The sequence below is a fragment of the Micromonospora sp. NPDC051227 genome, from assembly GCF_044455385.1.
Lineage (GTDB): Bacteria > Actinomycetota > Actinomycetes > Mycobacteriales > Micromonosporaceae > Micromonospora.
This window is the reverse complement of the sequence record NZ_JBITET010000012.1, coordinates 35,009-51,292: the sequence shown is the minus strand read 5'-3', so window position 1 is coordinate 51,292 and position 16,284 is coordinate 35,009. Positions and strand designations below refer to the sequence as shown.

Below are 16,284 nucleotides of genomic sequence, written 5' to 3'. Positions count from 1 at the left end.
TGGCCCGCGCCGTTCGGCGCAGGCGGCCAGCCGTTCGGCGCAGCACCCTCCGATCGGGCAAGGTGACCGCCATCACAGAGTCGTAGCCTCCGGCCGTTACAGCCAAAGCCTCGACTCCCCGGAGGTGTGTCAGATGACTGCACCCGAACCGGAGGCGCCCACCACGGCGCCGTCCAGGGCGAAGGACCACAGCCCCTGGAACTGGTTGCTCTTCATCCCCATCGTGGTGCCGCTGATCCCGGCGTTCTTCAATGGCGACTCGCCCCGGGTCTTCGGCTTCCCGCGCTTCTACTGGCTGCAACTGGCCTTCATCCTGCTCGGCGTCGGCACCACCACGTTGGTCTACCAGATGACGAAGAAGCGGGGAGGCCGCTGATGTGGCGTGACCATCTCACCGAGATCATCGTCTTCTCCCTGCTGTTCCTCCTGGTCAGCGCGATGGGCTTCGTGGCCGCCCGCTGGCGGGCACCGAAGGACATGGCGCACCTGGACGAGTGGGGGCTGGGCGGGCGCAGCTTCGGCGGCTGGATCACCTGGTTCCTGGTCGGCGGTGACCTCTACACCGCGTACACCTTCGTGGCGGTGCCGGCGTTGATGTTCGGTGCCGGCGCGGCCGGGTTCTTCGCCGTGCCGTACACCATCGTCATCTACCCGCTGGTCTTCCTGGTGCTGGTGCGGCTCTGGTCGGTGTCGCACCGGCACGGGTTCGTCACGCCGGCCGACTTCGTCCGCAACCGGTTCGACTCGCCGGTGCTGGCGCTGCTGATCGCGATCACCGGCATCGTCGCCACCATGCCGTACATCGCGTTGCAGCTGATCGGCATCGAGGCGGTCCTCAAGACGATGGGCGTCACCGGCGACAACGCGCTGGCCCGGCACCTGCCGATCATCATCGCGTTCGCCATCCTGGCCGCCTACACGTACCAGTCGGGGTTGCGCGCGCCCGCGCTGATCGCGTTCGTCAAGGACAGCCTGATCTACATCGTGATCCTGGTGGCGGTCGTCTACCTGCCGTACAAGCTGGGCGGCTGGGGTGACATCTTCGCCGCCGCGGACGCGAAGTTCGACGCCTCGCCGAACCCGAACGACGGCATCCTGCTCAACGGCAACAACCAGCTCCAGTACGTGACGCTGGCGCTCGGCTCGGCGTTGGCGCTCTTCCTCTACCCGCACAGCATCACCGGTGTGCTGGCCAGCCGGAACCGCGACGTGATCAAGCGGAACATGTCGGCGCTGCCCGCGTACAGCCTGCTGCTCGGGTTGATCGCCCTGCTCGGCTACATGGCCATCGCGGCCGGGGTGAAGCCGCTGCCCGGGGCGTCTGCCGGCAGCGTGGACAACAACACCATCGTGCCGCTGTTGTTCGACCAGCAGTTCCCGGACTGGTTCGCCGGTGTCGCGTACGCGGCGATCGGCATCGGCGCGCTGGTGCCCGCGGCGATCATGTCGATCGCGGCGGCGAACCTGTTCACGCGCAACATCTACAAGGAGTACCTGAAGCGGGACGCCTCCCCGGCCCAGGAGGCGACCGTCTCGAAGATCACCTCACTGGTGGTGAAGGTCGGCGCGGTGGCCTGCATCGTCTTCCTCGACCCGCAGTTCTCCATCGACCTCCAACTGATCGGTGGCGTGATCATCCTGCAGACGCTGCCGGCGGTGGCGCTGGGCCTCTACACCCGCTGGTTCCACCGCACCGGCCTGATCGTCGGCTGGGTAGCCGGCATGGGGTTGGGCATGTGGATGCTTTACCAGGTGGCCAGCCCGACCCGGAAGCACTTCGGCGGCTCCGCGTTCCCGCTGTCGGAGTTCGGGTTCGACACCACCCGGACGATCTACGTCGGCATCGTGGCGGTGGCGGTCAACCTGGCCGTGGCGGCGCTGGTGACGCTGGCGCTGCGGGCCGCGAAGGTCGAGGAAGGAGTCGACGGTACCGAGCCGGACGACTACTTCGCCGACGAGGGCGACCCCCGGGTCACCCCGGGCACCGACCGCGACGCCGACTCGGCCCGCGAGCCAGTCGCCTGACCTCAGGTACGAACGCCCGGGCGCCGACGTGTGTCGGAGCCCGGGCGTATCTGTGTCCCGCGTGCTCTCCCGCGTGCTCTCCCGCGTGCTCTCCCGCGTGCTCTCCCGCGTCGATCTTGCAGTTGTGGTGCCCGGTTGGCGTTGATTAATGCCGATTGGTCGCTACCGAAACCGCAAGATCGACGAAGCTGGAGCGGGGTGGGGCTGGGGTGGGGGTGGGGGTGGGGATGTGGTGGGGTTTGGCGGGGTTAGCGGGGGCGGTTGCGGTTTATCAGGGCCTGGTTGAGGCGGCCCAACAGGGCTGCCAGGGTGGAGCGGTCCTCGGGGGTCCAGTCGGACAGCATGTCGCCGTAGAGCCGGGTGCGGGCGGCCTGGACGGCGGCCATCCGCTGGAGACCAGCCGGGGTGGGGGAGATGACAGTGCCGCGCCCGTCGGACGGGTCCGGGGTACGGGTGATCAGGCCGTCCCGCTGAAGCGCGGAGACCTGCCGGGTGACTGTCGAGCCGTCCAGGTTGAGTCGGGCGGCGAGCGCCGAGACGTTCTGCGGGCCGGCGTCGGCCAGGTGGCGCAGGATCACGTACGCGGCCCGGTCCAGCACCCGGTGCTCGGCCGTGCCGGTGGCCCGCCGGGTGGCCTCGCCGAAGCGCATCAGCAGGGCCACCTCGGTCTCGATCCGGCCGAGGGTGCTCTCGTCGTGGTCGTCGCTCATAGCTGTATGATACAGAATAAGTACCTGTACGATACAGCTATCTGAGGAGTCGGAGTGGATCGGCGTTCCGAACCGAACCGCAGTGCCATCTACGCCACCACGCTGGTGGCCTTCCTCGCCATCGCCGGCATCGCCGTCGTCGACCCGATCCTGCCGGCCATCGGCGAGGCGATCGGCGTCACCGCCTGGCAGGTCGAGCTGCTGTTCACCGCGTACATCGCGGTCATGGCCCTTGGCATGATCCCGGCGACGCTGGCCAGCGGCCGGTTCGGTTTCAAGCCGGTGCTCGTCACCGGCGTCTCCGTGGTCGGCCTCGCCGCCATCCTCGCCTCGTTCAGCGACAACATCGTGCAGCTCTCCGTGCTGCGCGGCGTCTGGGGGCTGGGCAACGCGATGTTCTTCGCCACCGCCATGGTGGTGCTGGTCAACCTGGCCGTCGACCGAGAATGGGTGGTCGGCCTCTTCGAGACCGCCCTGGGCCTCGGCTTCGCCGTCGGACCGCTCATCGGTGGCCTGCTCGGCGAGGTCAGCTGGCGGCTGCCGTTCTTCGTCTGCGGCGTCTTCATGGTCCTCGCCCTCGGCGTGGCCTCCCGCAAACTCCGCGAACCCACAAACCGGCAGGCCCCGGTACGCATCGGCCAGATCTTCGCCACCTACCGCCGACCGGCGTTCATCGCCCTCTGCGTGGTCACCGCCGCGTACAACTTCGTGTTCTTCGTGGTGCTCGGCTACACGCCGCTCTTCCTCGGCCTGGACGTCATCCCGCTGGGGCTCGCGTTCACCGGCTGGGGTCTCGGCCTGGCCGCCGGCATCATGGTGATCGGCCACCGGCTGGCCCACCGCATCGGCGCGGTACAGACCGTCGGCGTGGCCATCGCCGGCCTCCTGGTCTGCATGGTCCTCTTCGCCACCTCCACCAGCACCGCCGAGGCGCTCGTGGTGCTGGTGCTCGCCGGGCTCTGCATGGGGCTGGCCAACGCCAACCTCACCGACCTGGCACTCGGCCTCGGCTCCAGCGACCGGCGCGTCGCCACCGGCGCGTTCAACCTGGTCCGCTGGGGCGCCGCCGCGCCGGCACCGATCATCTCCGGCAAGCTCGCCGAGCAGTCGCTGGCGCTGCCGTTCTGGGTCGGCTTCGGGGTGCTCGCCGTCGGCGTGGTCGTCTACCTGGCCTTCGCGCACCTGATGGCCGCCGGCTACGGCGAGCGGGTGCTCTGGTCCCGCTGGAACCGCGCCGCCGCGAGTGCCGAAAACACGGCCGAGGAGCCGGTAGGCGAGGCGTACTGACCGCGCCGGCCCCGCGCTCTGCCGCGCCGCGCCGCGCCGCGCCGGCCAAGATCCGCACAGTTTCGGGGAAACTGCTGCCTCGCTGCCGGTTGAGGCAGCACTTTGCCTGAAGTTGAGTGGATCTTGGCCGGGGCGCCGGGGCGCCGGGGCGCCGGGCGTCAGGGCGCCGGGGCCGGGCGCGGGGCATTGAGCGTTGGGTGTCGGCGTGCGGGGGTGCCGGCGGGCGGGGTCAGTTCAGGGCGCGCCAGAGCAGGTAGAGGCCGATCGTCGTGCCGAACACCACGATCACCGTCTTGAGCACCACCGACGGCAGCCGACGGACGAGTCGGGCGCCCGCGTACCCCCCAATCAGGGTGGCCGGCGCGACCACCGCGACGGCCGCCCAGTTCAACGGGCCGAACAGGGCGAACACCACGAGCGTCGTCAACCCCACCAAAGCGGAGAGCAGATTCTTGATTGCGCTCACCCGGGCCAGGGTCGCGTCCAGCACCAGGGCCAGCCCGGCCACCAGCATCACCCCGAGCGCCGCACCGAAGTAACCGCCGTACACCGCACCCAGCGCGACCATCGCCTGGACCGTGACCGTCCGTCGGCGTGGCGACAGGTCCCGGGGGTGGCCGACCAGCCGGCGCAGCGGATCCTGGAAGGCCAGGACCGCTGTCGCGCCGAGGACCAGAAACGGTACGACCAACTCGAACGCGCGGGCCGGAGTGGCCAGCAGCAGCAACGCCCCGAGAATCGTGCCCGCGATGGTGGTGGGCACCAGCGTGGCCAGCGCGCGGGGGCGTGGCAGGTCCTGCCGGCTGCCCGCCACGCTCGCCAGGTAGCCGGGGAACACGGCGACGGAGTTGCTGACGTTCGCCGGCACCGGGGGCAACCCGATCGCGATCATCGCCGGAAAGGTGATCAGCGAACCGCCACCGGCCACCGCGTTGACAGTGCCAGCGGCGAGCCCGGCGGCGAGCAGCAGCGCGGCGTGGGAGAGATCCATAGCCCCACGAGGCTAGTACGCGCGCCGAACCTGTCGTGAGCTGGCCGGCGAGGCGGAACAGGCAGCGGTATACCGGTCGTATACTCCGGTCGTGGATACCACGATCAAAGTCGACACCGAGGTACGCGACCGCTTGGCGCTCCTGGCGAACGAACGTGGAACGACAATGCGGGACCTCGTCGCCCAGCTCAGCCAGGCGGCACTCACCGCCGACGAACTGCGCGACCGCGCTGCGCGCGCGGAGCAGTACGTCCGACTCAAGATCGCTTCCGACCTCTGCGCCGACGACCTCACCCGGGGCGAGGACGTCTGGGCGGCCGTCGAGGCTGGCAATGTCCCGGAATCTCTAGCCAAAGATGGCCGGCGGGCGGCGTGACCGAGGCCGCGGTCATTCTCGACCACACGGCGCTGCTCGCGCTCGGTGCCGGCAACTCGGCGCTCTCCGGGCTCGTGGTCACCGCACACAGGGGAGCGGGGCGGCACGTCCAGGTGCCGGCGCTCTGCCTTGCCGCGGCCACCTCCGCCCGCCCGGCCCTGGGAGAGCACATCGGTGCACTACCAGCGCTAGAGGTCGTCGAGCTGGGCTACGCGACCGCTCTGCTGGTGGGGCGCCTGCTGCGTCAAGGTGTGGACTGGCAGCTAGCCCATGCCGCCGCGCTGGGACGTCCCGACGCCGAGTGGCCCACCGGGCGTCCGGTCCTCACCGAGTTGCCGAAGGCGTACGCCGGAACCGGTGTCGTGACGATCAGCGTGAACTGACCGGTCGCTACCCAATGTCCGTCTCCACGCGCGCTGCCGTGCGGGCCGGGTCTGTCGAAGGCCCGACTGCGGGGCAGGTCTGCGCGGGCACCCGCCTGCGGGGCGGCAATAGGCGCGCGAGCGGCGTCGTTAGGATGACAGGGCGACGGACGAGTCGACCGGGCGGCCGCGTCGGCGGGCTTCGGCCCGCCGCCGAGGAACGTCCGGACTCCACAGGGCAGGGTGGTTGTTAACGGCAACCCGGGGCGACCCGCGGGAAAGTGCCACAGAAAACAGACCGCCGACCCCAACGGGGACGGTAAGGGTGAAACGGTGGGGTAAGAGCCCACCAGCACCCCGGGTGACCGGGGTGGCTCGGTAAACCCCACCCGGAGCAAGGCCAAGCAAGGGCCGTCACCGCAAGATGACGACCCGGCGCAGACGCTTGAGGGCTGCCCGCCCGATGTCTGCGGGTAGGCCGCTGGAGCCTGCCGGCAACGGTAGGCCGAGATGGATGGCCGCCGCCGGCGCAAACCCCTCGGGGTACGCGTCGCGCACAGAATCCGGCGTACAGGTCGACTCGTCCGTCGCCCACCAGCTCAGAGCTGTGATCAAGGGTCTGAGCTGGTCGTTTATTGGGTGCCGCTGGTTGACCTTAGTCATCGTTGGGTGGCATTTGACGGCCTGGCCACGGCCTGAGACGGCCTGGAGACGGCCTGAGCGAGGGCTCACTCGACCTCGAACTCGGTCCGGCGTATCGCTTCGTTTTGAGGTCCGTGGGTGAACGTGCAGATCCTGCCCGATGCCGCCGCGCGGCTGGTCCGGGGCGTCGGCCGGACTGCCCGGCGCGGTCCACGACCTCACCGCTGCCCGCACCCACGGCCTGATCGAGGGGCTAACCAGCGCGAACGTGTTGACCTTCGCAGACAAGGACTACCAAGGCGCCTGCGGCACCGTCTGGACCCCATTCAAACGGGGCCGCACCGGCCATCCTCGTCCTCAAGCCACCGAAGACACACCCGCTACCACGATGAAATGGCACATTACGCCCGCTCCACCTTCAACTCGAAGTACAGGTAGAGGGCGTAGTGGTATCCGGAGGGGACGTGGCCGTCCATGCGGTCGAAGCCGAGAAGCTGACCCTCGTTGGTGAAAATCGATGCACCAAGGTTCAACGGGCCCATGCTGGAGGTACCGAAATGGTTGTTGTACAACTTAACGCTTGAGGGATTCGGGAAGACCTCTACCTCTGTTGCGGCCAGAAATACCCCACAGGACCAAATTTGTGATGGCTGAGCGTTGGATGACGTGAGGAATCCGCAATACTGCGCCGCTCCGGCCGAGTCGCCTTCTGGTTGGCCACCAACATTTTCCGGAAGTTGCGCATGGGCAGTAACGCCACGCAGGTCGGCGGCTTCCAGATAGTCCGCGCCCGCCGCGTTCAGATACATTCTGAATACGTAGGTGCGGCCGGGTTTCAACTCCCCAGATCGTTGCCAGCCACCATCTTCCTTGTGGGCAGCGTCCTTGAAGGCAAAAAAGACCCTCTCATCTCCCACATTGGGATTGTCGGCGATCGAATTCATGACGGGATGGTCAGCCGGCTCGCTGTTGGTGTACATAGTTCTTTCCGGCCCCCAGGCGGCGCTGACTCCCGCTGGCGCGCTGTCGCGCTCGGTCACTGACGGGCCATGTCCGCCCCCGCCAGGCGGCGTCTGCGGAAACCGGGCCAGTGGAGTGGTAAATACTTTCTCGAGAGGGTAGGCGACAAAAGCGATGCTGCAGGCAAAGACTGTGATGGCGAGTCCGGCAGCCGCAACCGGCTCGCTTCCCCTCTTCCGGATCAACAGATAGGCGGAGACGGATGCGGCGCCGCCCACGGCAAGCCCGACCAAGGCGACCACGATGTACGGCACGGAAACACTCTGACACGCCATTCCTTTGTCAGCCACCCCCGTTGGAGGCTGATGGGCCCATCCAAACAGGCATCTATTGAGCCAAGTGGTGGCGACACCGACGGCGAGCCGGGTGTAGGTGTCAGCGTTGCGCAGGTGGGCCAGGCCCAGGTGTCTCACCCCGGACCGCAACTTGGACATCGGGCCGGCCGAGGCCGATGTCGTCGCTCCGCTCTTCTTCGCCGTCCCGGCCGCCACGAGCGTCGAGAGCGTCGAGGCGCTGGGACCGTGGCTGGCCCGCGTCGAGCCGGGCACGTAGACATCTTCCCGTGCGGTGGTGTCGCCAGTGTGGCCAGTGCAAACGGGGTGAGGCCACTGATCGGGCGGATGATGAAGTGATCACGCGGCGGACTTCGTTGGCGGTCAGCTTGATCAGCCCGGTGTGCCCCGGGTCGTCGTCGGCTTCGCCTATGGCGGCGCCGCGCCGGATGGCGAACCCTACCCAACGCGCCGAGGGCGTCATCACGACGATGAAGCCCTCAGTCAGCGGGTGCATGGCGCGGAGACTACTCCGACATACTGCTCTCTCGTGAATACCTTTTGGACCGTGTTCGTGGCGCTGTTGACCGGTGGTGGTCTTACGGTCGTCGGAGGCTTTGTTCAGGCCTGGCTGACGAGCAGGGATGCGACTGCGCGCGACGATCGGCGGCACCTGCACGAGCTGGACATGGCCCGAGAGCAGCGGCACCATCAGCGGATTGAGAATGCGTACGAGGAACTCCTGCTGCTGGTGGAGACCATTGGGCAGTGGGCGTCGATGATTCGGCCCTTGGTGACGATCGAGGGTGACCCCAGGCCGCAGTTGCCGCCACTGCCTGAGCAAGCGCGGGTGGAGGCATTGGTTCGCGCGTACGGCTCGCAGAAGGTCAGGGACCGGCTGTTTGCCTGGCGGCAGGTCATCGATCAGCTGATTGAAGCCGATTTTCAGATCCAGGCCGCCGAACGGTCGATTGAGAGGCAAGGTCACACAAGCATCGATGACGGGGCTGAGCGGATGAAGATCGGAACTCAGCTGCGACCCGCCGAGCGAGCGCGGCGCAATGAGCTTGCTGAGGAGATTGCAGCTGAGCTGCGGGCACCCTTCTCTTAGCGGCTAGCCACTCGGTGCACTCGACGGGCAGGGTTCCACGCCCGCCGCCCAAGCCGGAGGCGCTTCCCGGTCCCCTTGCACCACCGCACGGGCGGGACAGCTTGCGGTTGGACTTGGAGCGGTGGTGTCCTTGCGGTCGCACACCCAGTAGTCAGGTTCAGAGGTTGGTTGCAACTGCCACCAGGGGTGATGAGAACGCTGTAGCGCGGGTACGAAGCCTGGTCGGCGATACCTCCTGGCCGGCTCGCCCGCCGAGAAACCGCCATAGTCCGCCTTGGACTTGGAGCCCTGGCGACTCCGTGAGCAAGTGTCGGGTGAACGAAACACCTGCTCAGGGCATGTCTGCATTCGGATCCGGCGTATGGATCGACTTGTTTATCGGCCACAGGCCAGGCGCGCGGTGCTCTGCGCTTGGTTCAGGGCCGCTCGGCAACTTGGGCGACGAACGCGGCCCAGGCGACGGGGGCGAAGGTCAGTGCCGGTCCGGCGACGTTCTTCGAGTCCCGTACGGCTACAACACCGGGCAGGTTGCTTGCCACCTCGACGCAGTTCCCACCGCTCGCGCCGCTGCGGGTGGACTTGCGCCACCGGGCGTTACTGAGGTCCATGATGGCTCTCAACTTCCTTCAGCAGGTCGATGGACTGCCGGCGCGGTAGAGCCTCGTTCCGGACGCTCTCCCACCTGGCCTGAAGCGTAGCTACCTCATCGTCCTTGTCAACGACGTCCCCGCCAAGCTGATTTTCGAGGTGTCCCACCCACACTCCGTCGTCTAACCGAGCCAGCGCGAATGGGCCGGACAGTCCGACGTGTAGGCCGCTGCCGATCGGGATGACGTGGACGTGAACGTGCGGAAGCTCGGCCATCGCGACCAGGTGAGCGACCTGCTGGGCCATGATTCCGCCCAGACCATCACCCGTGCGCCGGATCGCGGCTTCGTCCAGCACGGCGACGAACTGTGGCCGGCGCTCGCCGGTCAGGATCGCCTGCCGGCTCATACGCCCCTGCACCCGCTGCTCAACCTCGTCGTCGGTGAGGCTCTCGACTGTTCGCAGGACGGTACGGGCGTAGTGCTCCACCTGTAGTAGGCCGGGAATCAGGTTGGGCTCGAAGTAGCGAAGCTGTGTCGCTTCGCGCTCTGCGTCCAGCCAGGGCAGGAACCACGACGGTGCGCCGAACTTCGTCGCCAGGCGTTCGAAGAGTCCGCCGTTGTTCAACGCCCGGTCAGCGCCCTTGATGAAGTCGATCGTCAGCGCTCGCGTGCCGCTCTCTACGGCGCTGACGTGTGAGGCGCTGAAGCCCGCAGCGCGGCCGAACGACTCTTGCGTCATCCCGGACGCTCCACGAGCGCGGCGGATCTCGCCAACGATGAACGCCGATAGCGGCCCCGGTACGTCAGCCATTCAACGCCCCTCAACTCGAAGATCGACTACCCGAGGTGCCACACATCGGAGCCGTGTTAGGCCAGGTCACCCCGGACCCCGGAAGCACCTTCCGAGCGTAGTGGTCTCCACAGCAGAGTGTCACCAGGCGGCGCGGCTGGCAGGCCCTCGAGATCCGGTGGTCGCGTTCGTAGCGGGGCCGCTCCCGACGGGCGAGCACTCACGGGAGCGGCCCCTTCCCAACGGCACCAAGGGGGAGCCCGTGCCCGACTACAAGCCCGAGAAGATCGGGACGATGAAGGCCGGCGACGTGATCCTCTTGACCACTGCGGCCAGCGTGCAGTTCCTGCGCCCGATCTTTGTGCGCGTCATCCGCGAGCTGCCCGAGCGGCACACGTACGACGGGTGGGTCTGGATTGAGGGTTACCAGCTGAACGCGGCGGGCGACGCAGTCGCGCGGCGCGAGCTGTACGTCATGCGCGCGGGCGTGCGGTTGCAAGCCCTGCCCGTCACACCGACCAGGCCGGCCAAACGCCGCCGACGTCCGGTGCGGGTCGGATGACCAGCCGTCCTCACCCACACCTGCCGATGCGCCCGGCGTGGCTGTGCCGCAACTGCGCCGCGCCCTGGCCATGTGGCCCGGCTCAGCTCGCACTCATAACCGAGTTCTACGGTCATTCGATCGCGCTGGCGTTCTACCTGGCCGCGTCGATGCAGGAGGCGATCGACGACGTTTACGGCCTGGGGCTGCGCCCGAACCCGGCCGCGATGCACGCCAGGTTCCTCGGCTGGCTGTCGCTGGCCCGCCGGCCACACCGGTAGCCAGGAAAAGAACCGGCCGGGTGGGTCGCCCCCACCCGGCCGGCAACCGGATCCCTGAAACGTCAGTGCTTCTTGAACACCGGCATGGTGTCCAGTGTGGTGGTGATGTTCTGCGTGGTACCGCCCCGGTACGTCTTCCCGGTGAAGATGTCGGTCCAGCTGTTGCCCGGCGGGAACCACACCGACGTCGTGGCGGTGGTGCCGGGCGTCGTCACCGGTGCGACCAGGTAGTCCGGGCCGTAGAGGTACTGGGAACCGGCGGTGGCGTACGCGGCCTGCTCATTGGGGTACGCCAGGTACATCGAGCGGACGATGGGAGTACCCGTGCGGGTGGCCTCCTTGGCGGCGGCGTAGGTGTACGGCTGCAGTTCCTTCCGCAGGTTCAGGAACTTCTTGGCCGACGCGTTCGCCTCCGGGCCGTACTGCCAGGGCAGCCGGTCGCTGTGGTTGGAGTGCAGCCGGTCGATCGGCTGGAACGTGCCGAACTGCACCCACCGGGCGTAGAGGTCGTCGGGCAGCTTGGTGCTGCCCGGCTCGGTGCCCGGCTCCTGGAGGCCGCCGGTGTGCCCGCCGATGTCGTGGCTGACAGCGGCCAGCCCGGTCGCGGCCGACTCGCCCGGCGTGTAGCCGACCTCCATCCGCAGGGTCGACCAGTCGGAGGTGGTGTCGCCGGTGAAGTGCAGCGTGGTGCGCTTGTCGGCCCATGGTCCGGTCGACACCGGGGTCGGGCTGCTGTAGCCGCCGGCCTGCAACGAGCCGTACGCCCGGGAGAAGGCGAAGCCGGTCTTGTCGGCGTAGTGCTGGTTGATCCACGCGTCGGCGGTCACCCCGGCGAGCGAGGACTTCGTGTTGTCGCAGCACCAGTCCAGCCACCACAGGTCCGGGCCCTTGGTGCCCTTCGGCAGCATCCCGTCGTGGAGCTGCATGTACGCAGTGAGCTGGTCCGGGTCGCCGAAGTCGAACGCGTAGCAGTCGGCGCCACCGTTGCAGCCGACGCGCTGGAGCTTGCCCTTCGCGGTGGCCTGCGCCTGCGCGAACTTCGGGTCCGAGCCGAGGATGCTCGGGTGGATGTTGATGCCGGTGTGCAGGCCCTGCTTCCTGGCCCAGTCGAAGAACGCCTTCGGGTCGGGAACCCGGGTGGGGTCGATGCTCCAGCCGTTCCACTTGTCCGGCGCCTTGACGTCGGTGTCGAGGACGAGCACATCCAGCGGCACACCCTCGGCCTTGGCCCGGGTCACCAGCTCCTGGAACTCGGTGGCGGTGCGGTCGTAGTACTCGGAGTACCACACCCCGTACGCCCACTTCGGCAGCAGCTTCGTGGGCCCGGTGAGGGTCGACAGGTCCTTCAGAGCACCGGTGAAGTCCTGCCCGTACGCGAAGACGTAGCCGTCCTGCTCGGGGGCGGGCCGCGGCTTGGTGTTGCTCAGGGCCGAGGCCGAGTCGTCGAGCAGGTACCAGCCGTCCTGGTAGAGCAGGCCCGGAGCGGTGAGGGCGGAACCGGTCACGCCGTCCAGGCCCCGACGGTAGCCGCCGAGCGGTGCGTGCGGGGCGAGCAGCGGGGACCCCTTGCTCGTGACGGCGACCGTGTCGACGTTGACGTTGCAGCTGGCGTCCGTGGGGCACCCCAGCGTCACGGTGTTGGTGCCGCGGTCGAGGTGGACCGGGACGGAAACGGTGTTCCAGTAGTCCCACCCGCTGGTCGGCGGAAGGGTCGCCGTGACCGGTGCCGCCGTTCCCGCAGTGACCGACATGGTGCGCGTCTGGCTCGGCTGGGCGCCGGCCTGGCTGTTGGCGTAGCGGATCTGCACCTGGTAGTCACCGGCGGACGGAACATCCGTCACGGTGAGCGTGTCGGCGGAGCTGGTGCTCTCCAGGCCGGCCAGGAATCCCGTACCGGAAGCGCCGTTGTGGTCGTTCGCGGGCCTCGCGCCGCCGGTCAGCGCGCCGGTCTCGGCCTCTCCCAGCGTGCCGAACCGCAGGGGTTGCGGCTGGGGCGGGGTCGGCGCCGGGAACGAGTCACCCGGGTTGACCACCGCGAGGCTGTCGACGTTCACGTTGCCGGAGTCGTTGGGACCCCGTACGGCGCTGATCTCGTGCCGGCCAGCGGTGAGGTCGACCGGCACGTTGGCCAGGCCCCAGGTGTCCCAGTTCGCGGTGGGCGGCAGCGTCAGCGTGTGGCCGGCGTCGCCGTCGACCTGAACAGTCAGGGTGCGGTCCACGTTCTGACCGTCGCCGCCGGTGCTGTTGGCGTAGCGGACGGCGAGCTGCTTCGTGCCGCCCTCGGGAGCATCCAGCGCGAACGTGACCGAGTCGCCGGACGAGGCGAAGCCGGCCGCGAAGCCGCGTCCGGTGAATCCCCGGTGGTCGGTGGCCACGCCAAGGCCGTTCAACTGGAGCGATTCGGCCTCGCAGAGCGCGCCGAACGCGCAGGCCGGGGCGGTGTGACCGGCCCAGGGCTGGCCCTGCACGGTCTGCTTGCCGGTCTTGAGCTGCACTGTGAGGTTGTCGGCGGTGAAGGCGCCCGAGCCGACCTGGTAGCGCAACGTCATCGCACCGGTGTCGAGGGTGAGCCAGCCGTGATCGACGCGCTTGGTGAAACGAGTACGGGGGAAATCATCGCGCCCGATGACGTTGAACGTGGCGGCGTCGGTGAACGTGCCGTCCTTCTGGTACTCGGTGCGGATCACTGTCGGGGACAGCACCTCAAAACGTGCGTTGCCCGACCGTACGGCTCCGTCTTGCGCCCGGTGGCGGCTGGCCTGGGCCGGCGCGGACGGAGCGAGCGCCAGCCCCGTGATGAGAATGCCGACTGCGGCGGCTGCTGTCGCGCTGCGGCGCTGTGAGTTCCGATAGAGCAAGATGCGCTCCTCGTCTCAAATGGAGGAAATGAGTCGATGACAACGCTGTCACTCGCTCGAAACGCATGTCAACGGGCCTCGGAGGGTGTCCCTTCTCTCTTTCGTCACCTGCCGTACTCGTCCGACAGGCGTCGCTGCACACGGTGACGAAGACGGGTCGCCAGGTAGGTGACTACCGCACGGCCACCAGCTCAGACGTACGGGGTCCAGGGCTCGGGCTGTTCGGCGTCCCAGCCCAGCTTGTCGAGTGCGCGCAGGACCGCGCCCGCGCGGGGAGTCCAGAAGAGCAGGATCTGATCGCGTCCCTCGACGTCGAAGGAGACGGCGGTCGCCGGCAGCGGGATCCGTCGGTGAAACGGATGGTGCGCCAGCGCGGCCACGGTGTCGGCCGGCACTGCACCGTGAGCCAGGTTGAGCGTGTCCAAGCGGTACAGCCAGGCACCGTCAGACGTCCCGGTGAAGCGGTAGTTGATGTGCCAGCGCAGCCATTCGCCGTGAGCGGCGCGGCCCGTGCCGGCAGGCCGAACGACACCGGTACGGCGTTACGCCGGGTTGCCTCGGCTCCGCCCGCGCGAACGTTTGGTCCACGACGTGCGAACCCGCTCCTCTGTCGTTGACACGTACCCGGAAACAGGTTCGGCTGGTTGTCGGATTGGGGCCCTCGCTGGTCGTCTGGTTGGTGGAGGCGCATTACCCGCCTCGTCCCGTTGACCGCCGTTGGAGGAACGATGAAGTACGTGCTGATGTTCGTCGACACGCCACAGTTCGCCGCCGACCTGGCCGCGATGGATGAGCCCGAGCGGAACCGGGCCTACGCCCGCGTGCAGCAGTGGTTCGCCGACCACCACGACAAGATCACCCATCATGCCTACCTGATGCCGCCGGACACCGCCACCACCCTGCGGTTGGACCGGGGCGAGCCGCTGATTTCCGATGGTCCGTTCGTGGAAGGCAAGGAGATCGTCAGCGGCTACGCCGAAATCGAGGTGGCCGACATTGACGAGGCACTGCGAATCGCCAAGTCCTGGCCAGCCTGCCCGGTGGTGGAGATTCGCCCCATCGTCGGATGAGCCAACCGACGTACGCCGAACTGGCCCGCGTGGTACGCGATCACGCGGGCCAACTCGCCGCGTCCCTGGTGCATCTGGTCGGTGATTTCAGCGCCGCTGAAGACCTCGTCCAGGACGCCATCGAGGCCGCGCTGACCCACTGGCCGGTCGAAGGGATTCCTGACCGGCCGGCGGCCTGGATGTACACGGTGGCCCGTCGCCGCGGTTTGGATCAGATCCGCCGCGAGCAGCGCCACCGCCGGAAGCTGGCACTGGTGGCGTGGCCGGTCGAGCCGCCGCCAGACGACCGACTTCGGCTGATCTTCACCTGCTGTCATCCGGCTCTGCCTCGGGCCGCCCAGGTCGCCCTCACCTTGCGGGTGGTGTGCGGCCTGACCACCGCGCAGATCGCCCGAGCGTTCCTCGTCCCGGAGAGCACCGTCGGGCAGCGCATCACCCGCGCCAAACGGAAGATCAGCGACGCGACCATCCCGTACCGGATCCCGTCGGCGGACGATCTCGGTCCCCGGCTCACCGAGGTCCTTGCGGTGATCTACCTGCTCTTCAACGAGGGCTACCTGTCCACGGGCGGCGACCAGGCCCACTCCCGCGACCTGGCCGACGACGCCGAGTTTCTTGCCGCACTGCTGCATCAGCTCATGCCCACCGAACCGGAGGTCGCCGGTCTGCTCGCGCTCATCCGGCTGCACCGAGCCCGAACCAGCGCCCGCTTCGACCGGGACGATGGGATCGTCCAGCTCCAGCACCAGGACCGATCTTTCTGGAACCGCCGCGCCATCGCCGCCGCCGGCCGGCTGATCGCCCAGGCGGCAGCGCAGAAGGAACCAGGCCAGTACCAGCTGCAAGCCGCCATCGTCGCCTGCCATGCCGAGGCCACCAGGTGGGACGAGACCGACTGGACCCAGATCACCGTGCTCTACGACCTTCTGCTGCGCCTGGCACCATCACCGGTCACGCGGCTCCACCGGGCAATCGCGCTTCGCTACGTCAGCGGACCGTCAGTCGCGCTCACCGAAGTCGACGCCCTGGCCGGTGAACTGAATGACTACCACCTGTTCCACGCCACCCGAGCCGAACTGCTCCGCGACCTCGGCGACGCCAGCCAGGCCAGGACCGCCGACGAACGCGCCCTCGCCCTAGCCACCAACCCGGCCGAACGCTCCCTCCTGCGACACCGCCTCAACTGGGCCTGAACTGGTACGCCGTCGCGTGCCGGCGCACACCGCTTGTCGCGGTGGCCGCTTGACCTCGTGCTGGACGATGAGCTGGTGAAGGTACGGCGACCGTACTTCGACCGTCTTGTCCTGTTGGTGTTCGGGATACTGCTGCTCACCGGAGCTGTCGGTATCGCGTACGCG

Annotated in this window: 18 protein-coding genes, 1 other RNA gene and 1 pseudogene; 13 read left to right on the top strand and 7 right to left on the bottom strand. The window is 68.1% G+C overall.

The features are described 5' to 3' along the window. Nucleotides 1–133: 133 nt before the first annotated feature. Both ACIA47_RS25265 and mctP read left to right on the top strand, forming a co-directional pair. The gene (locus ACIA47_RS25265; protein ID WP_112582616.1) at nucleotides 134–376 is read left to right on the top strand and encodes a DUF3311 domain-containing protein; all 243 of its coding nucleotides are present in this window, start codon (nucleotides 134–136) and stop codon (nucleotides 374–376) included. Next, entirely contained in the window at nucleotides 376–2,025 is a 1,650-nt protein-coding gene (gene mctP / locus ACIA47_RS25260) for a monocarboxylate uptake permease MctP (RefSeq protein WP_203126261.1), read from the top strand. The genes ACIA47_RS25265 and mctP overlap by 1 nt, the downstream gene beginning before the upstream one ends. Before the next feature lie 248 nt (nucleotides 2,026–2,273). Here the strand turns inward: mctP and ACIA47_RS25255 are convergent, their stop codons facing one another. After that, complete coding sequence (locus tag ACIA47_RS25255; protein ID WP_396711006.1) at nucleotides 2,274–2,735, bottom strand: MarR family winged helix-turn-helix transcriptional regulator; 462 nt, start codon at nucleotides 2,733–2,735, stop codon at nucleotides 2,274–2,276. 54 nt (nucleotides 2,736–2,789) lie between these two features. Here ACIA47_RS25255 and ACIA47_RS25250 point away from each other — a divergent pair, with 54 nt between their 5' ends. Then, the gene (locus ACIA47_RS25250; protein WP_396711005.1) at nucleotides 2,790–4,022 is read left to right on the top strand and encodes an MFS transporter; all 1,233 of its coding nucleotides are present in this window, start codon (nucleotides 2,790–2,792) and stop codon (nucleotides 4,020–4,022) included. A gap of 229 nt (nucleotides 4,023–4,251) precedes the next feature. Here the strand turns inward: ACIA47_RS25250 and ACIA47_RS25245 are convergent, their stop codons facing one another. After that, the gene (locus ACIA47_RS25245; protein WP_396711004.1) at nucleotides 4,252–5,013 is read right to left on the bottom strand and encodes a sulfite exporter TauE/SafE family protein; all 762 of its coding nucleotides are present in this window, start codon (nucleotides 5,011–5,013) and stop codon (nucleotides 4,252–4,254) included. Nucleotides 5,014–5,104: 91 nt separating this feature from the next. On the opposite strand from ACIA47_RS25245, the gene ACIA47_RS25240 reads away from it, so the two are divergent. From ACIA47_RS25240 to ACIA47_RS25225, 4 genes and pseudogenes are all read left to right on the top strand, one after another. Continuing rightward, nucleotides 5,105–5,389, top strand: a complete 285-nt coding sequence (locus ACIA47_RS25240) for a hypothetical protein (protein WP_396711003.1) — start codon at nucleotides 5,105–5,107, stop codon at nucleotides 5,387–5,389. Beyond that, entirely contained in the window at nucleotides 5,386–5,772 is a 387-nt protein-coding gene (locus ACIA47_RS25235) for a hypothetical protein (RefSeq protein WP_396711002.1), read from the top strand. Before ACIA47_RS25240 ends, ACIA47_RS25235 begins: the two co-directional genes overlap by 4 nt. A gap of 150 nt (nucleotides 5,773–5,922) precedes the next feature. Further along, nucleotides 5,923–6,338: RNase P RNA component class A (gene rnpB / locus ACIA47_RS25230), an RNA gene on the top strand. A 193-nt stretch (nucleotides 6,339–6,531) separates the two neighbouring features. Beyond that, a pseudogene (locus tag ACIA47_RS25225) lies at nucleotides 6,532–6,733 on the top strand (IS5/IS1182 family transposase); the annotation flags it as partial. Nucleotides 6,734–6,794: 61 nt separating this feature from the next. Here the strand turns inward: ACIA47_RS25225 and ACIA47_RS25220 are convergent. Beyond that, nucleotides 6,795–7,667 carry a hypothetical protein gene (locus tag ACIA47_RS25220; protein ID WP_396711001.1) on the bottom strand — a complete coding sequence of 291 codons (873 nt, stop codon included), beginning with the start codon at nucleotides 7,665–7,667 and terminating at the stop codon, nucleotides 6,795–6,797. A 172-nt stretch (nucleotides 7,668–7,839) separates the two neighbouring features. Here ACIA47_RS25220 and ACIA47_RS25215 point away from each other — a divergent pair, with 172 nt between their 5' ends. Together ACIA47_RS25215 and ACIA47_RS25210 are read left to right on the top strand one after the other, a co-directional pair. Continuing rightward, nucleotides 7,840–7,965: a hypothetical protein gene (locus ACIA47_RS25215; RefSeq protein WP_396711120.1), complete on the top strand. Its 126-nt coding sequence runs from the start codon at nucleotides 7,840–7,842 to the stop codon at nucleotides 7,963–7,965. Nucleotides 7,966–8,253: 288 nt separating this feature from the next. Next, nucleotides 8,254–8,796 (top strand): hypothetical protein, encoded by a 543-nt coding sequence (locus ACIA47_RS25210; protein ID WP_396711000.1) that lies wholly within the window; start codon nucleotides 8,254–8,256, stop codon nucleotides 8,794–8,796. A 416-nt stretch (nucleotides 8,797–9,212) separates the two neighbouring features. On the opposite strand, the gene ACIA47_RS25205 is transcribed toward ACIA47_RS25210, so the two are convergent. Both ACIA47_RS25205 and ACIA47_RS25200 read right to left on the bottom strand, forming a co-directional pair. After that, nucleotides 9,213–9,404, bottom strand: coding sequence for a DUF397 domain-containing protein (locus ACIA47_RS25205; RefSeq protein WP_396710999.1), 192 nt, complete (start codon nucleotides 9,402–9,404; stop codon nucleotides 9,213–9,215). Beyond that, complete coding sequence (locus tag ACIA47_RS25200; RefSeq protein WP_396710998.1) at nucleotides 9,391–10,197, bottom strand: helix-turn-helix domain-containing protein; 807 nt, start codon at nucleotides 10,195–10,197, stop codon at nucleotides 9,391–9,393. Before ACIA47_RS25200 ends, ACIA47_RS25205 begins: the two co-directional genes overlap by 14 nt. Nucleotides 10,198–10,438: 241 nt before the next feature. Here ACIA47_RS25200 and ACIA47_RS25195 point away from each other — a divergent pair, with 241 nt between their 5' ends. Beyond that, on the top strand, nucleotides 10,439–10,738 hold the full coding sequence (locus ACIA47_RS25195; protein ID WP_396710997.1) for a hypothetical protein: 300 nt from the start codon (nucleotides 10,439–10,441) through the stop codon (nucleotides 10,736–10,738). Then, a complete protein-coding gene (locus ACIA47_RS25190) occupies nucleotides 10,735–10,998 on the top strand; it encodes a hypothetical protein (RefSeq protein WP_396710996.1) in 264 nt (87 codons plus the stop codon). The genes ACIA47_RS25195 and ACIA47_RS25190 overlap by 4 nt, the downstream gene beginning before the upstream one ends. 62 nt (nucleotides 10,999–11,060) lie before the next feature. Here the strand turns inward: ACIA47_RS25190 and ACIA47_RS25185 are convergent, their stop codons facing one another. Together ACIA47_RS25185 and ACIA47_RS25180 are read right to left on the bottom strand one after the other, a co-directional pair. Beyond that, the gene (locus ACIA47_RS25185) at nucleotides 11,061–13,685 is read right to left on the bottom strand and encodes a TIM-barrel domain-containing protein (RefSeq protein ID WP_396710995.1); all 2,625 of its coding nucleotides are present in this window, start codon (nucleotides 13,683–13,685) and stop codon (nucleotides 11,061–11,063) included. A 362-nt stretch (nucleotides 13,686–14,047) separates the two neighbouring features. After that, on the bottom strand, nucleotides 14,048–14,251 hold the full coding sequence (locus ACIA47_RS25180; protein ID WP_396710994.1) for a hypothetical protein: 204 nt from the start codon (nucleotides 14,249–14,251) through the stop codon (nucleotides 14,048–14,050). Between the two features lie 333 nt (nucleotides 14,252–14,584). On the opposite strand from ACIA47_RS25180, the gene ACIA47_RS25175 reads away from it, so the two are divergent. Further along, complete coding sequence (locus ACIA47_RS25175; protein ID WP_203122129.1) at nucleotides 14,585–14,926, top strand: YciI family protein; 342 nt, start codon at nucleotides 14,585–14,587, stop codon at nucleotides 14,924–14,926. Beyond that, the gene (locus tag ACIA47_RS25170; protein ID WP_396710993.1) at nucleotides 14,923–16,119 is read left to right on the top strand and encodes an RNA polymerase sigma factor; all 1,197 of its coding nucleotides are present in this window, start codon (nucleotides 14,923–14,925) and stop codon (nucleotides 16,117–16,119) included. The genes ACIA47_RS25175 and ACIA47_RS25170 overlap by 4 nt, the downstream gene beginning before the upstream one ends. Nucleotides 16,120–16,284 lie beyond the last annotated feature (165 nt).

Coding starts and splice junctions, on each gene's coding strand:
- ACIA47_RS25265 (WP_112582616.1), top strand. CDS start 134: ATGACTGCACCCGAACCGGAGGCGCCCACCACGGCGCCGTCCAGGGCG.
- mctP (WP_203126261.1), top strand. CDS start 376: ATGTGGCGTGACCATCTCACCGAGATCATCGTCTTCTCCCTGCTGTTC.
- ACIA47_RS25255 (WP_396711006.1), bottom strand. CDS start 2,735: ATGAGCGACGACCACGACGAGAGCACCCTCGGCCGGATCGAGACCGAG.
- ACIA47_RS25245 (WP_396711004.1), bottom strand. CDS start 5,013: ATGGATCTCTCCCACGCCGCGCTGCTGCTCGCCGCCGGGCTCGCCGCT.
- ACIA47_RS25205 (WP_396710999.1), bottom strand. CDS start 9,404: ATGGACCTCAGTAACGCCCGGTGGCGCAAGTCCACCCGCAGCGGCGCG.
- ACIA47_RS25200 (WP_396710998.1), bottom strand. CDS start 10,197: ATGGCTGACGTACCGGGGCCGCTATCGGCGTTCATCGTTGGCGAGATC.
- ACIA47_RS25190 (WP_396710996.1), top strand. CDS start 10,735: ATGACCAGCCGTCCTCACCCACACCTGCCGATGCGCCCGGCGTGGCTG.
- ACIA47_RS25175 (WP_203122129.1), top strand. CDS start 14,585: ATGAAGTACGTGCTGATGTTCGTCGACACGCCACAGTTCGCCGCCGAC.
- ACIA47_RS25170 (WP_396710993.1), top strand. CDS start 14,923: ATGAGCCAACCGACGTACGCCGAACTGGCCCGCGTGGTACGCGATCAC.